7 protein-coding genes are annotated in these 15,237 nt (G+C 46.8%); 6 read left to right on the top strand and 1 reads right to left on the bottom strand.

The annotated features are described in order from the left end of the window. Nucleotides 1-68 precede the first annotated feature (68 nt). The 4 genes from A6049_RS11455 to A6049_RS11440 all read left to right on the top strand — a co-directional run bounded on the left by A6049_RS11455 (nucleotide 69) and on the right by A6049_RS11440 (nucleotide 11,202). Nucleotides 69-2,399, top strand: coding sequence for a glycoside hydrolase family 95 protein (locus A6049_RS11455; protein WP_063564769.1), 2,331 nt, complete (start codon nucleotides 69-71; stop codon nucleotides 2,397-2,399). A gap of 100 nt (nucleotides 2,400-2,499) precedes the next feature. Continuing rightward, nucleotides 2,500-4,032 carry a response regulator gene (locus A6049_RS11450; RefSeq protein ID WP_063564768.1) on the top strand — a complete coding sequence of 511 codons (1,533 nt, stop codon included), beginning with the start codon at nucleotides 2,500-2,502 and terminating at the stop codon, nucleotides 4,030-4,032. A gap of 296 nt (nucleotides 4,033-4,328) precedes the next feature. Continuing rightward, nucleotides 4,329-8,915 carry an S-layer homology domain-containing protein gene (locus tag A6049_RS11445; RefSeq protein WP_063564767.1) on the top strand — a complete coding sequence of 1,529 codons (4,587 nt, stop codon included), beginning with the start codon at nucleotides 4,329-4,331 and terminating at the stop codon, nucleotides 8,913-8,915. A gap of 166 nt (nucleotides 8,916-9,081) precedes the next feature. After that, nucleotides 9,082-11,202, top strand: coding sequence for an alpha-galactosidase (locus tag A6049_RS11440; protein WP_095206055.1), 2,121 nt, complete (start codon nucleotides 9,082-9,084; stop codon nucleotides 11,200-11,202). Between the two features lie 68 nt (nucleotides 11,203-11,270). On the opposite strand, the gene A6049_RS11435 is transcribed toward A6049_RS11440, so the two are convergent. Beyond that, nucleotides 11,271-13,028 (bottom strand): cache domain-containing sensor histidine kinase, encoded by a 1,758-nt coding sequence (locus tag A6049_RS11435; RefSeq protein WP_161490576.1) that lies wholly within the window; start codon nucleotides 13,026-13,028, stop codon nucleotides 11,271-11,273. A gap of 223 nt (nucleotides 13,029-13,251) precedes the next feature. On the opposite strand from A6049_RS11435, the gene A6049_RS11430 reads away from it, so the two are divergent. Next, nucleotides 13,252-14,208, top strand: coding sequence for an ABC transporter permease (locus A6049_RS11430; RefSeq protein WP_063564765.1), 957 nt, complete (start codon nucleotides 13,252-13,254; stop codon nucleotides 14,206-14,208). Nucleotides 14,209-14,236: 28 nt separating this feature from the next. Next, nucleotides 14,237-15,127 (top strand): carbohydrate ABC transporter permease, encoded by an 891-nt coding sequence (locus tag A6049_RS11425; protein ID WP_063564764.1) that lies wholly within the window; start codon nucleotides 14,237-14,239, stop codon nucleotides 15,125-15,127. Nucleotides 15,128-15,237 lie beyond the last annotated feature (110 nt).

Raw genomic sequence — 15,237 nt, 5'->3', positions numbered from 1 at the left:
CGCGTTTGTCTGTTTTGGGTCATGAGTCTATCTGTATAGATAATCATTATTGAACTGGAGGACATGATATGAACGATTTTACTTTGTGGTATTCAACCCCTGCAGCGGATTGGTCTCAAGGCCTGCCGCTGGGCAATGGAAGAATAGGGGCGGTTGTTATGGCGTCTTCGCATCGAGAGGTATGGAGTATGAGCGAGGTCACCTACTGGTCGGGTCGAATTGATCCGGAGCACCCTTCCGAAGGAGGCAAGGCTGCACTTCAAGAGATGCGAGATCATTTTTTCTCTGGGGATTATGATGGAGGAGACCGTCTTGCCAAGCAGCATTTACAGCCAAAGAAACGTAATTTCGGCACCCATCTTGGATTATGTGATGTTGTTATTGATTTTGGGAAGAAGAATTCGGGTTCTGATGAAGCTGGAAGCTTCCAACGCGAGCTGGATCTGACTCATGCGCTGGCCGGGGCGTTCTGGAAGGATGACAACATCACGATTCTTCGTGAAGTTTTCGCTTCTCACGCCGATGATATAGTGGCCTCAAGAATTTGGAGCAATGCTCAGGGTTGCGTATCCTTTACACTTGGCTTGCAGGCAGGCACGGACTCATTCGAGGTAGTAGCCTTAGATGACAACACGCTTGAATTCCAAGGGCAGGCAACGGAAAATGTACATAGTGATGGGACTTGCGGCGTATGGGCCAAGGGTTTGGTCAAGTTGGTTGTATCCGGGGGTACCATCGTAAGTAGAGATGGTCGATTGAACGTGACCGGAGCGGATGAGGCATGGATTTATTTTAGTGTAAGCACGGATTATCGCCGTACAGATCAGGATTGGAAAACAGAGAACGAGTATACGCTGATGAAGGCTTTAAACAAGGGGTATGCCTTGCTTAGGGAGGATCATATCCGCGATTACGGCAAGCAATATGACAAGGTTGATATTCAGTTGGGGCTCAAGGGGAAATCCGGTCTGGCTACAGATCAACGTATTCGTTTGTTGGAACAGGGTAATGGGGATGAAGATCCGCAGCTGTACTCATTGTTTTTTCAATATGGACGGTATCTGACCATTGCGGGGTCTCGCGAGAACTCTCCGCTGCCACTCCATCTCCAAGGAATCTGGAATGATGGTGAAGCGTGCCGAATGGGCTGGAGCTGTGATTATCACCTTGATATGAATACCCAGATGAATTATTACCCCACAGAGATTACGAATCTAGGAGAGAGCCATCTTCCGTTATTTAGGTATGTTGAGGATCTGGCACAGGCGGGCAGGGAAACGGCTCGTAATGTATATGGATGCGATGGGTGGGTCGCTCATGTCTTCTCCAATATATGGGGCTTTACGTTGCCTGGATGGGAGACCTCATGGGGGCTGAACGTTACAGGCGGATTATGGCTGGCTACACACCTGATTGAGCATTATGAGTATAGTCAGGATCGTGTTTTCCTAGAGAATGTGGCCTATCCTGTACTTAAGGAATCCGCGGCTTTCTATCTGGACTACATGTGTGAGCATCCTCGGAACGGTTGGCTGGTGACGGGTCCTTCCAATTCGCCGGAAAATCATTTCTATTCTGATAATTCGAGAGAGGGGGCACAGCAGCTGTCCATGGGAACAACAATGGACCAGATGCTGGTGCGCAGGCTCTTCGAATTTTGTCTTAATTCAGTTGAACTTTTGAACAAAGACGAGGAACTTGGACGCAAGCTGGAAGAAGCAATCAGCAAGCTACCACCTCTACAGATCGGCAAGAAAGGTCAGTTACAGGAGTGGCTGGAGGATTATGAGGAGGTGCAGCCGGAGCATCGGCATTTGTCTCATATGTATGCGCTGTATCCGGACAATCAGATTACACCTGACCATACACCGGAACTCAGTACTGCAGCACGAGTAACGCTGGAGAACCGCATGGTCCAGGAAGAGCTGGAGGATGTTGAATTTACAGCTGCTTTGTTTGGACTGGGTTTTGCGAGATTGCACGATGGGGAGACGGCATATAAACACCTCTCACATTTGATCGGCGGCCTGTGCTTCGATAATCTGTTCACCTATTCCAAATCCGGAATTGCTGGAGCAGAGAGTAATATTTTCGTCGTTGATGGAAATTTCGGCGGTACAGCTGTCGTAGCGGAGATGCTGCTGCAAAGTTATGCGGGCGAGATCCACCTTCTCCCAGCGCTTCCACAGGCATGGAGCACCGGCTCGATAACTGGGCTGAGAGCAAAAGGAAATGCCGAGGTTGACATCGTCTGGGAGAATGGAAAGCTGACTTCTACGAACATTCACACTTTCTCGCCGGGAACGTTCACCATTTGTTGGGGCAACCATAGAACGATCCTTCATGCCGAAGCAGGCGAAAGTTACTATTTCAATAGCGAGCTGGAGTTGGTAAAATAACGATCTATACTTGAAAATAACTTTCATTTATATGGACCATGGTCCAACGGGGGGAAAAACATATAATAGAGACAGAAAGAGACAAAGGGAGGGGACGTTGATGTACAGTATTTTTTTGGTAGACGATGAAGAACTGGGACTTGAGATGATGAGGGATTACATTCGTTGGGAAGAGATGGGTATCTATATCATGGGAACGGCGAGTAACGGCAGGGAGGCCTTGGAGAAGATTGAGGCCACCCAGCCTGATATCGTTCTTACCGATGTTCAGATGCCGATAATGAACGGTATTGATCTGGCGAGAAAGATACATGAGAGCTACGACTCGATCCAGGTGATGTTTCTGACCGGGCACGATGAATTTCAATATGTAAAATCGGCTATCAACGTAGGGGCCGTGGGATATATGCTAAAACCTTTGGATTTAAACGAAATTGAAAGCGTTATCAGTAAAGTTAAACAGCGTTGTGAAGAAGTTGCAATGAAGAACCGTTCCATGGAGGCGGCCAAAGCCAATATCCTGAAGGAGTTATCTTACGAAAAAAATGAGGATCGTGCTCTTGATCTCGCTTTTAGTTTCAGCCGTCTAACCCGACAACCGGAGACCACCCGATATGCAATGGCCTTGTTCAGTATCGATCCCAAGGAGGCTGAAGAGGAACAGCAAAGTCTGGAGGAATGTACAGGACGGCTGGTGTCTTTTCTCGACCATTTCTTCAAGGCGAAGAACCTGAAAGCGATCTTTGTGGATTACAAGGAAGGAGAGACGGGTGTATTTATGGAAGCGGCCCAGCAGCCGGGACATTATGCGTGGGAAGACTTGGCTGAGGCTATTCGTAGTGCCCTCGATTTTACGGTGACGGCAGCTGTAGGAGGACAAGAGACAGAGTTATCCCATATTCACTGTCTGTACGAACAGACACGCATCGTTTTGAATGAGCGTTTCTATGAAGGTACAGGCACCATTATTCATGCGGAGTCGCTTTCGAACCAGTTTTATACGGAGCATATGCCCCCTTTTGAACAAAAGGAATGGTTTGAGGCCATTAACCGACTGGATTTTGAATGGGCGGCACAGAAGCTGCACGGGTATATTGAGGGGTTGGCAACACTGCGAGTTAAGAAGAAAATGATCTGCGACTGGTCGATAGATCTCGTTAATGAGCTGCTGGAGCAACTTCATAAACCTGTTCCGAAGCGGGCAGAGCTGTATCATTCCATCTATAATGCACTGACTCTGCATGAGATCGAGGATCTGATTCTCGGTACTGCGGAAGATGCCGTGAGTATGCTGGGTGAGCGGTTTATGGACAAAAATGCAAAATTGATTCACAAGGTCCGTACTCTCATCGATCAGAATTACAATCAGCCGATTACCATCAACAGCCTGTCTGATCAGGTCTATTTGTCACCAAACTATTTGAGATCCATTTTTAAGGACAAAACAGGTATGACCATTCACGATTATCTGACACGCATCAGACTGGATAAAGCCAGGGAACTGCTGGCAGATGGCTCGCTCAAGATTCACGATATCGCGCAGAACGTGGGCTATGAAAGTTCATCTTATTTTATATCTCTTTTCCTGAAGACAGAGGGCGTAACACCCAACGAATACAGGAAAAGTATATGAAGATACAGGCTGTCTGGTAACATCATGATCCTCCCGTTTTCCTTGAACATGATTTGGATAGGCTCCCTCTTATTAACCCATGATATGGCGAATGAAAGAGGCTTTCCTGTATGAATAGTAACAATGTGGTATGGAACATCCCCCTCCTCCTTTTTACAATTAGGCATATAGGAAAGGAAGGAGGAGAGAGGGGATTTAACAGCTCTTTATGAAAGCGATTACAGATGATGGCTGTGAACCGCCGCAGGATAGGCATATGGAGACCTAACTCAATCATAAGAAAATGGAGGCATGTTATGTTGGGACGGATTATGAAAAAAGGATTTGTGTTCTTTATCATTTTTTGCTTGGTAGTTGGCGGGGGCCAGTTCGTCCGAACAGCTCACGCCGATGATATGAATACCTATGAAGCCGAGGCCGAGGGGAATATTTTGCTTGGTAACGCGAAAATCTCTGATAGCCCGACGGCTTCAGGCGGCAAAAAGGTCGGAGGCATGTACCAAGGCAGTTCCTTGCAATTTAACAATGTTACTGTAAGTGAGACAGGAAATTATAAGATTTCCGTTTACTACATTTCAGGTGATTCGCGGCCGTTTAATATTAGTGCGAATGGCGGGGAGAAGCAATTTGAAGAACCGCCCAAGACAGTCGACTGGGATACGGTGGGAACGTATGATGTGACTCTTGCGTTGAACGCGGGTACCAACACAATCCTGATTGATGACAACAACTGGTATTCTCCCGACATCGACAAGATTGTGATCCGCGGTTTGGACAGTGACCACCCGGGAGAAGGTGGCGGAGACGGCTGGAAGAAAAATCTGCATGGTGCAATCATTGAGGCAGAAGCAGCCGACAATATTTTGAAAGGCAATGCCAAAGTGGTGGACAGCAGTATCAGTTCAGGCGGGAAAAAAGTAACGGATCTGAACAAAAACAGTTCACTGCAATTTACGAATGTTACTGTACCGGCAGATGGTACATATTTGATCCGAATATCTTATATTTCTGGTGACCAGCGACCTGTCTATATGCAGGTGAACAATGAGACGGATGAGATGATTGATCTGCCCAAAACGGCAAGCTGGAATACGGTAGGCACGTATGATGCAGAAGCTTCCCTCGATAAGGGAGTTAATACCATTACGTTCTCGGATCATGATGGTTACTCCCCCGATTTTGACCGAATTGAAGTAATCCCGTATACGCTTAGCTATGAAGCCGAAGATTCGGGCAATACACTGACTGGTGAAGCGCGTGTAACAGAGAGTCCGAATGCTTCCGGAGGCAAAAAGGTCGGCTACCTGAATGGCGGGAGCTCCTTGACGTTCAATAAAATTATAGCCCCAATGACAGGTGATTACCGCGTTAAGGTAGATTATTTTTCCGGTGATCCGCGGAGTTTCTATGTCCATGCGAATGATGGGGAAGAACAGTTCCACGACCTGCCTAAAACCCCGGATTGGGATACGGTAGGTACGTATGATCTTACCCTCCCATTAACTGAGGGCGAGAATACGATTACCTTTTCAGATAACAATGGCTATTCTCCCGATCTGGACCGAATTATCGTAGAGCCTGCGATAGAGACAGAACCCGAAAATCCAGGTGAAGGAGATGACGATCTGGGAACACCGGGTGACTCGCAACAATACGGGGATATCACGGTGACTGATTACACGTATGGCCTTCTGGTATCGAACGGACAATACGAAGTGTCTTATAATACCCAGACTGGATTCGTCGGCTATAGCTGGGCAGAAGGGCAGAAGATGCGGGGGATTTTCAGCAGCATTAAACTTGGTGACGGCCTTGTGGAAACCAAAGGTTATGAGAGTCATAAGAGCGGTGGAACACCTGTGGAGATTCAGGATGGATTCGGCAAAGGCATTGAGTTGAACTTTGTTCATACGTCAATTGGCAAACCAACCCTGAAGCAGGTCTATCGGTTTTATGAAGATAAATCGTATTTCCTCAACCGTCTGGATGCCTTCAGTGACACAGAGATCCAGAGTAATTACATGTCACCAATTACTGTGAAAAATACGGGTGGTGTGGATATCGGCGTCAGCTCGGATAATCGTGTACTGACAGTACCTTTTGACAATGACGCCTGGATTCGCTATAAATCTCAAACGATGAACCGGGCGGATACTAGCTACGAGATGACGACGGTATTCAATAACTCAACTCGTAACGGTCTGGTGATCGGTTCAGTAACCCATGATACCTGGAAGACCGGTATTGACTGGAAAGGCTCAGCTAATCGTCTGAATGAATTTGCTGTGTATGGTGGTGCAGCGAGTGACGTTACTCGCGATACCCAACCACATGGCAGCCTGACCGGTACTGAACTGTCCTCACCGCTGATTATGGTAGGTGGTTTCAGTGATTACCGCACAGGGCTTGAAGAATACGGTAAAGCCAATGCGATTATTACACCTCCGCTGGCGTTGAATCCGGAGCTGCCACAAGGTGTTCCAGTAGGTTGGAATAGCTGGGGAGCTTATGACAGCGGGCTTTCGTATCAGAACGTAGTGGATGTGTCCAATTATTTCAAGAATAACCTTAAGAAATTCAACAATAACGGAAATGTATTCATTAATATGGATTCCTACTGGGATAATCTAAGTGATGCAGAGCTTGCCCAAGCCGTATCTGTAATTAAGGACAATGGTCAGCATGCAGGCATCTATTGGGGACCATTTGTGTATTGGGGCAACGATATGAGCCAAAAAGTAGATGGTACCAACGGGCAATATACGTATGGTGATATTGTGCTCAAGGATGCTCAGGGGAAACCTCTGCCTACGCTGGATGGAGCATATGCACTGGATGTGACACATCCGGGGAGTCAAATGCGTATGAATTATTTTCTGGATAAGTTTAAATCACTTGGATTCACATTCATCAAACTGGATTTCCTGACCCATGGATCACTGGAAGGCCAACACTATGACACTACCGTGACGACAGGAATCCAGGCATACAATGAAGGGATGCGTTATGTCGAAGATCGATTGGATGGGAAAATGTTTATTAGTGCGTCCATTGCTCCGATTTTTCCAAGTCAATACGCGCATAGCAGACGGATCTCTTGTGACACCTATGGCAAAATCAATGAGACGGAGTACATGCTTAATTCATTGACATATGGTTTCTGGCAAAATGGAACGATCTATTCTTATACAGACCCAGATCATTTGGCATTAAGCAGTGCTTCAAGCCTGGAGGAAGCCCGTAGTCGGGTAAATTCCGGTGTGATTGCCGGCACGGTGATGATGGATTCCGATGATGTGAACGATCCCAAGGCACAGGAATACATGACAGCATTGTACAATAACACGGATGTTCTTCAGGTGGCGCTGAAAGGAAAAGCATTCAAGCCGCTTGAAGGGAATACGAATGCAAATGCTGCGGATACGTTTGTTCTGAAAGACGGCAATAATTATTACCTTGCCGTATTTAATTACAGCGCCAATAGTTCAGCGAACAAAACGATTAATTTGGGTCGTGCCGGATTGAATGAATCCAAATCCTACACGTTACAAGATTTGTGGACAGGTGAATCTTCGTCAGCCACGGGTTCATGGTCCATCTCGCTTGGACCGGCTGAATCGAAGTTGGTTAAATTGACCGAAAAACCAGTCAATCCGGAAAATCCAGGCAACCCAGGCAACCCAGGCAACCCAGGTAATCCAAGCAACCCTGGCAACAATGGCAATACCAATAATACTAGCGGGAACTCCGGAAATAGCTCGACCCCGGAGAACGATACAGCAAAACTGGTCATCACAGCCGATATGCTGAAAGTGGACAGTGGGGCAGGGAAAGCCGTTGTGGACATAAAGGCTGGTACTCAGGAGCTACAATTGTCATCTGATGTTTTACGCCAGCTCGGCGACCGTGCACTGGAAGTGAAATCAGGCATATTAACCCTGCAAGTACCTGCGAGTTTGTTCCAGCAGCTGTTGAGCAAGCTACCAGCGGGGCAACAGGAAGATAGTACCATTTCCTTGAAAATGGTTCCGCTTGGCAGCAAGGCCAAGGAGGTCATTGCTGCAGTGGAATCATCTTCCCGGGCAACGGTTTCCCTTAAGGGAGAAATCTATGAATTCAGCCTTTCGGTAACAACTAAATCTGGTACAACCGAAACACTCTCTGCGTTCGATCATCCGGTTACGCTGAGTCTGGAAGCGGCTGAAGGCTTCGACCCTTCACAGGGAGGGATTTATTATATTAACGAAAATGGGAAATTGGAATTTCTCAAATCGGATTACGTGAATGGCGTATTAACGACTAAAGTGAGCCACTTCAGCAAGTATGCCGTTCTGGAACTGAATCGGACGTTTGCCGATGTTCCGGCCAATCATTGGGCTAGCTCTGTAATCAAGGAGTTAGCAGCAAAGGGGTATGTTGAAGGCACAAACGAAGATCAATTTGAGCCAGGACGTGCAGTCACTCGCGCTGAATTCACCGCCATGCTCGTTCATTCTCTGGGACTGACCGTAGCAGGGGAAGTACAATTTACAGATGTAGCGACAGATGCCTGGTACGCGGAACCTATCGCGATCGCGACCCAAGCTGGTATTGTCAACGGCCGAAGCACAACCAGTTTCCAGCCGGACGCACGGATTACCCGAGAGGAAATCACGGTGATGCTGATGAAAGCATACAAACTGAATGATGGGAAAGTGCCTGTTGGTTCTACAGACATCTTGTTTACAGATATGGCTCAGGTTTCTTCATGGGCAACTGCTTCGGTAAAGGATGCAGCCAAACTAGGACTAGTTCAAGGCCAAAGACAGGGGCAGTTTGTGCCTAAAGGGATAGCTTCCCGTGCAGAGGCGGCTCAGGTCATCTATAACCTGATTTTGAAGTAAGATTTAAGGCTGCGAATTGCATCGCAGCCTTATTTTCATAATTTGAAATGAGAGATGATTTCCCCTATGGATTGTAAGAATGCGATATGGCTAATTTAACTCCTGCTTCCTACAATAATAGGTATGTTCACAACACACAGCACGAGGGTAACTGGAACTCGAAAGGATGATAAACTTGACGATTCAATATAATGAACAACTACGTATATTTGCAATACAGACGCAAAATTCGTCCTACATTTTCGGAATCAATGAGAGAGAACACCTCCAGCATCTGTATTGGGGTGACCCCGTAGACATCGCGGACAGCGCTCCGTTGCTCCATCTACAATCCCATAGCTCTTTTGATGCGGAAGTGGAAGGAGAGATGGAGGAATATAGCTTCTGGGGAGGAGCATCTTATACAGAGCCATCTCTGAAACTGCGTATGCCTGATGGTGTCCGCGATCTTCAGGTAAGGTATGACCGTCATGAGATCATTGAACAGGATGGCAGACAGACGTTGATCATCACGTTGAAGGATCAGGTGTATGCACTTGAAACGCAGCTGGTATATCGGGTCATTCCGGAATTCGACCTGGTGGAGCGTTACGCCAATATCGTAAATACGGGACAGGAGGATATCGTGCTGGAAAGCATGCAATCCGCAGCCTGGACATTTCCATATCTCCAGGATTACCGCCTGACGCATGTTACGGGGAAATGGTCGGGTGAATTCCAACTGCGTAATACCATTTTGACAGAGGGGAAAAAGATACTTGAATCGCGGAGAGGTTTCACGGACGGTCATGCCAACCCATGGTTTGCGATTGATGATGGTCTTTCGACAGAAAGCGGCGGCGGGGTATGGTTTGGTGCTCTGGCCTGGAGCGGCAACTGGAAGATTGTTGCGGAGAAGACCCCATTCACGCATGTGCGGGTAACAGGTGGCATCAATGATTTTGACAATGAATGGTTGCTGGGTGCGGGCGAAACGTTTGAGACGCCTGTCTTTGTCGGCGGATTCAGCCCAGAAGGCTTTGGCGGAATGAGCCACCGCTTGCATCAATATCAATACAATTACATACTGCCTCGCAGTGAAATCGGGAAAGTGCTGTACAACTCCTGGGAAGCTACCTACTTCGATGTTAACGCACAGGACCAAATGGCGCTTGCCGAGCGGGCAGCCAAGATGGGCGTGGAGCTGTTCGTCGTGGATGACGGCTGGTTTGGACAGCGGCATTCCGACCGAGCGGGGTTGGGCGACTGGAACGTGAATATGGAGAAGTTCCCGAACGGACTTGTTGAGCTGATTGACCGGGTTCACGGACTTGGGATGGAGTTCGGCATATGGGTAGAGCCGGAGTCGGTCAACCCAGATAGTGATCTCTATAGAGCACATCCAGACTGGGTATATCATTTTGAGACCCGGGAACGTACGGAGCTTCGCAATCAGCTGCTGCTGAATATTTCCAAGCCGGAGGTTAAGCAATACATTATCGATTTTATGACCGAACTGCTTGGCAACCATGAGATTAAGTTCATTAAATGGGACATGAACCGGACCATCACGGAGCCAGGCATGAAGGGGCACCCTATTAACCGCCAGAAAGAAGTATGGGTAAGGCATGTCCAGAGTCTCTATGATATCTGGGCACAGCTGAGAACCAAGTTCCCGGATGTGGAGTTTGAGACTTGCGCAGGAGGTGGCTCGCGGATTGATTTGGGCATCTTCCGTTATGCCGACCAGTCCTGGGCGAGTGACAATACGGATGCGTTCGACCGTCTGAGCATTCAGGAAGGCTTCTCCTATACGTACGCACCACGTATGATGACCTGTTGGGTAACTGAGTCACCTACAGGAATGAACGGTCGAAACGTCTCCCTGAAGTATCGTTTCCACAGTGCAATGATGGGCACGCTTGGTATTGGCTCCAATCTGAACGAGTGGAGTGATGAATGGATTGGGCAGTCCGGGGAATTCATCGGTCAGTACAAAGCCATTCGCCATCTCGTGCAATTCGGCAGACAATTCCGCCTGACTGCGCTTCGACATAAGGGGGTTACGGCTGTCCAGTACAGCGATGCTGCAGGAAGTGATCATGTGCTGTTCGCTTTTCTTCACTCGCAGAAGCTGGGTGAACCGTTGCCTAGACTCCGTTTGGCAGGTCTTCATGCTAACAAGACCTATCTCATTGAAGAGCTGGGATTATCGGTCAGTGGCCGTGCGCTGATGAACATCGGGGTGGAGCTGCCTCTACGTGGCGATTTCGATAGCTTGGTGTATCGTATCCGTGAGCAGGTATAAAAGGATGCTGTAGAATGTTTTAAAAGGAGTGCTTTGCAAGCCAATAGTGGCTGCATTGCACTCCTTTTTTATTGGATCTCTTTTTGTGGCAGACGGATTTGGACCGTGGTTCCCATGCCTAGTTTGCTGTACACTTTTACACCGTAATATTCACCAAATTTCAGCTTAATTCTCCGATCCACATTTGAAATGCCATAGCCGCGTCCTTCTTTCTCTTCAAACAAAGACTGAAGCGTCTCACGCCGCATGCCCATTCCATCGTCTATAACAGATAAGATGATACTATTGTTCTCGATGACGCCCTTGATATGGATATTTAGGGGCCGATCCTGGTTCCAAAGTGCATGAATCACTGCATTCTCCACAAAAGGCTGTAACGCAAGCTTTACGGTCGAGTAGGGCAAGATCGATTGATCTATCGTGTAGGTGATATTCAGCTTGCCTTTAAATCGAATAAGCTGAATGGCATTATAGCTCTGCGTCAATTTCAATTCCTCATTGATGGTCAGGATGCTCTTTCCTTTATTCAGGGATATCCGATAAAACTTGGCTAGATGAAGGACCATATCCTGAATCTGCGGATCCTGATGCTTTACGGCCAGAGAGGAGATCGAGCCGAGTGTGTTATACAGAAAGTGAGGATTGATCTGAGCTTGAAGCAGGTCAAGCTCGGCTTCCTTACTCTGTAGCTCCTTCTGGTAGACCTCCGTAACCAGACTTTTCAACCGGGTTGTCATCTGTTCGAATGCAAAGTGAAGCTGTCCTATCTCATCATTGCCCATTTGTTCCTCATGGGTAGGATTGAAATCCCCCCGTTCAATGCGCCGAATCATCCGAATTAACGTCCTGATACGTTTGCTGAACAGCGATGCAGTAATATAAATGAGCAACAGCGCCACGCCGATGAAGCCCAGTGAAATTTTGATAATAAGCTGAGAGAGAGATTTGGCATCTTTGATAATACTGTCGTAAGGGAAGATGGACACCGTTTTCCAGCCATTTTTAAGCGTGTTATAGACCGCTAGAGCCTTCACGTCTTGATAAGTTGTATCAAATCTGCCTGAAGGCGTCTCGTCAAAATTTTGATGAAGCAATTCGGGCAAGCTTGTATTGATTAACTGTTTGTCCGCTGAAGAAAGAATAATGCCCTTGTCATTTATAATAAAGATATCTTTGCCGCCTGCTTCTTTTTCCATGAGAGAGTAGATGACAGACTCGGAAATTTGAAAGACCAGCATTCCGTAGGGATACTGATTACTGTTGTTGTTCAGCAGCCGGGCAAGCGTAAACATGGCGGGACTATTCTCTGTCTGCGGCGATGAGAGATGAATAATGTTCCCATAGGATTGTTTCAATTTGTGGAACAGTTCCGTGTTCTGAACTTCGGGTGTAATCGGCCGGATATAATAATTGTCTTTGGGCAGAGATGGATTGTCCGAATAAATGAATGCGCTATCAAAATCGGGGTAGGCAGCCATCACGGTGTCGATTCGATTGCCAATATAATTATAGACATCCAAATAAGACGGATCATCCTGATACTCGTTCGTAAGGTAATTGGCAAGGCGGTTATCCAAATAAATGGAGGCGGAAATATGTTCGTAGCTATCCAGTTTATTCTCCAGATTTTTAGTGATCTGAGCTGTGGAGTTCGTCATGTTGATGTAGATCTGCTCGGTAAGTTTCGTTTTGGTAAGTTCATAGGAAAAATAAACCAATAACATCATTGGAATGATGGTGACGAGTACAAATACCATAAATAGTTTGGAACGAAAGCTCAGGTTAACAAAAGGCATGTATATGTATTTTCGATAGAATTGGCGCATTTGGAAGCCCTCTCTTGACTGATTATTCGTTGCACAATTCATCATAGCAGAGTGAATATGGAAAACCAATCCTCTCTTTTTACAAAAACATCTTTAAAAAGCGGTATCTTTCGGAGAATTCGACTATGGCAAGCGATCTGCGTCAAATTTATGATAAATAGGAGAGAAGTTGAATCAAGATATGGCCGGCCATGCTGCTGTATAGAAAAAGGGAGGGTACTTAATGCATAAGGTAAGCGCTATCAAAACAGTCAGGAGCAATAATCTGATAAGCAGACTAAAAGAGCAAAAATGGTTATTCGTGCTTATGCTTCCTGCCTTCATTGCGACATTGCTATTTTCCTATGGTCCGATGTTCGGACTGTATATGGCGTTTACGAATTATCAGCCGGGTGGGGGATCTTTTTTATACCAGTTCTTCCATGCCGAATTTGTAGGTTTCCAGTGGTTTGAGTATTTCTTTACAACAGGGGATTTCTATCGGGTTATGCGTAATACGCTTGCGACAAGCTTGCTGACGCTGTTCTTCGGATTTCCTGCGCCAATCATTCTCGCGCTTGTACTTAATGAAGCGAGACAGGGATTTTTCAAACGTTTTGTACAGACGGTTTCTTATCTGCCGCATTTTATCTCATGGGTTATTGCAGCCAACATTGTAATTACGCTGCTTGCTTCGGATGGAATGCTTAACAATATTCTGGTTCTGCTGGGCATTGTCAAAGAACCAGTCGCATTTTTGCAGAACGGGCCTCTATTCTGGTGGATTATCGCATTGTCGAACATGTGGAAAGAGATGGGGTTCAGCGCCATTATGTATCTCGCCGCAATCGCTTCCATTAATCCGGAGCTCTACGAAGCGGCCAGGGTGGACGGAGCCAGCCGATTTAAGCAAATGTGGCATATAACGCTGCCATCCATGCGCCCTACTATTGTCATATTGGCTATTCTCGCGGTTGGAGGCATTTTGAATGCAGGATTTGAACAGCAATACCTGCTGCAAAATAATACCGTGCTTGAATACTCCGAAGTTATTGATATTTATGCTTACAAATACGGACTACAGAACAGCATGTTCTCTTACGGTGCTGCCGTGGGGATGTTCAAATCCGTTGTTGCCTTTATTCTTGTCCTCATCGTGAACCGGATTTCCAGAAAAGTGAACGACCAGGCGTTGTTCTAACTACAAAAGACAGAGGGGAGCGCTTGTGATGATTCTGAACAGATTCGGGGATCGTATTTTCAAAATTATTGTGTATTTCATTCTTATTCTCGTATTACTGGTTACATTTCTTCCGTTTTGGAATATACTCGTTCTTTCATTGAACAGCGCGGAGGATACGGTACGGGGCGGCGTTTACTTGTGGCCCAGGGACTTGACCTTGGACAGCTATCAGCAGATTTTGAAAGATAGTGAGATTTTAAACGGGCTGTGGGTAACCGTCAAACGGACGCTGATTGGCGCACCGCTATCGGTTCTCGTCATTACGATGCTTGCGTATCCGCTAAGTCGGCGGAATCTGGTTGGCCGCAAAGGCTGGAACCTGTACTTTATCTTTACCATGTATTTCAGTGGTGGACTCATTCCGTTCTACATGGTGCTTAAGGCACTGAACATGATCGATACATTTTCGGTGTTTATTTTGCCAAGTTTGATGAATGTCTTCTATATGATTATTGTCCGTACCTTTATGGAGCAGCTGCCCCATGAGATTGAAGAATCGGCAAGGGTAGATGGGGCTAACGATCTGACGATTTTCTTCCGGATTGTGATGCCGCTGACAACACCTGTACTTGCCACAATAGGACTTTTTCAAGCGATTGGGCATTGGAATGCCTGGTTTGATTCCTATGCGTTCACCTACAGCTCGGACCTGAAGACCCTGCAGGCCGTGCTCGTCAAAATCTTGAATCAATTTCAGACTGGCGGCATGATTTCACAATCGCAGATGCTGGCCAACTCTGCTAAACGAAATGCTGTTTCGAGTGATACCATTCGAATGGCTGCTACCATGGTGGCCACCTTACCAATCGTTATGGTGTACCCGTTCCTGCAAAAATACTTTGTTAAAGGCATGACTTTGGGAGCTGTTAAGAGTTAATCTATTCCGTGATCCGGTTGCAGGGAAGGCTTGTCCGGTGGCTTCTCCCTGAAAGGGGGTGGGCAAAGATCGTTTTGGAAATGCTCAATCTAGCACTACAGGAATTTATT

It is taken from the genome of Paenibacillus sp. O199, from assembly GCF_001636635.1.
In the GTDB taxonomy this organism is placed as follows: Bacteria; Bacillota; Bacilli; order Paenibacillales; family Paenibacillaceae; genus Paenibacillus; species Paenibacillus marchantiae.
The sequence above is the reverse complement of the archived record's forward strand: the minus strand, read 5'-3'. Positions and strand labels throughout refer to the sequence as shown.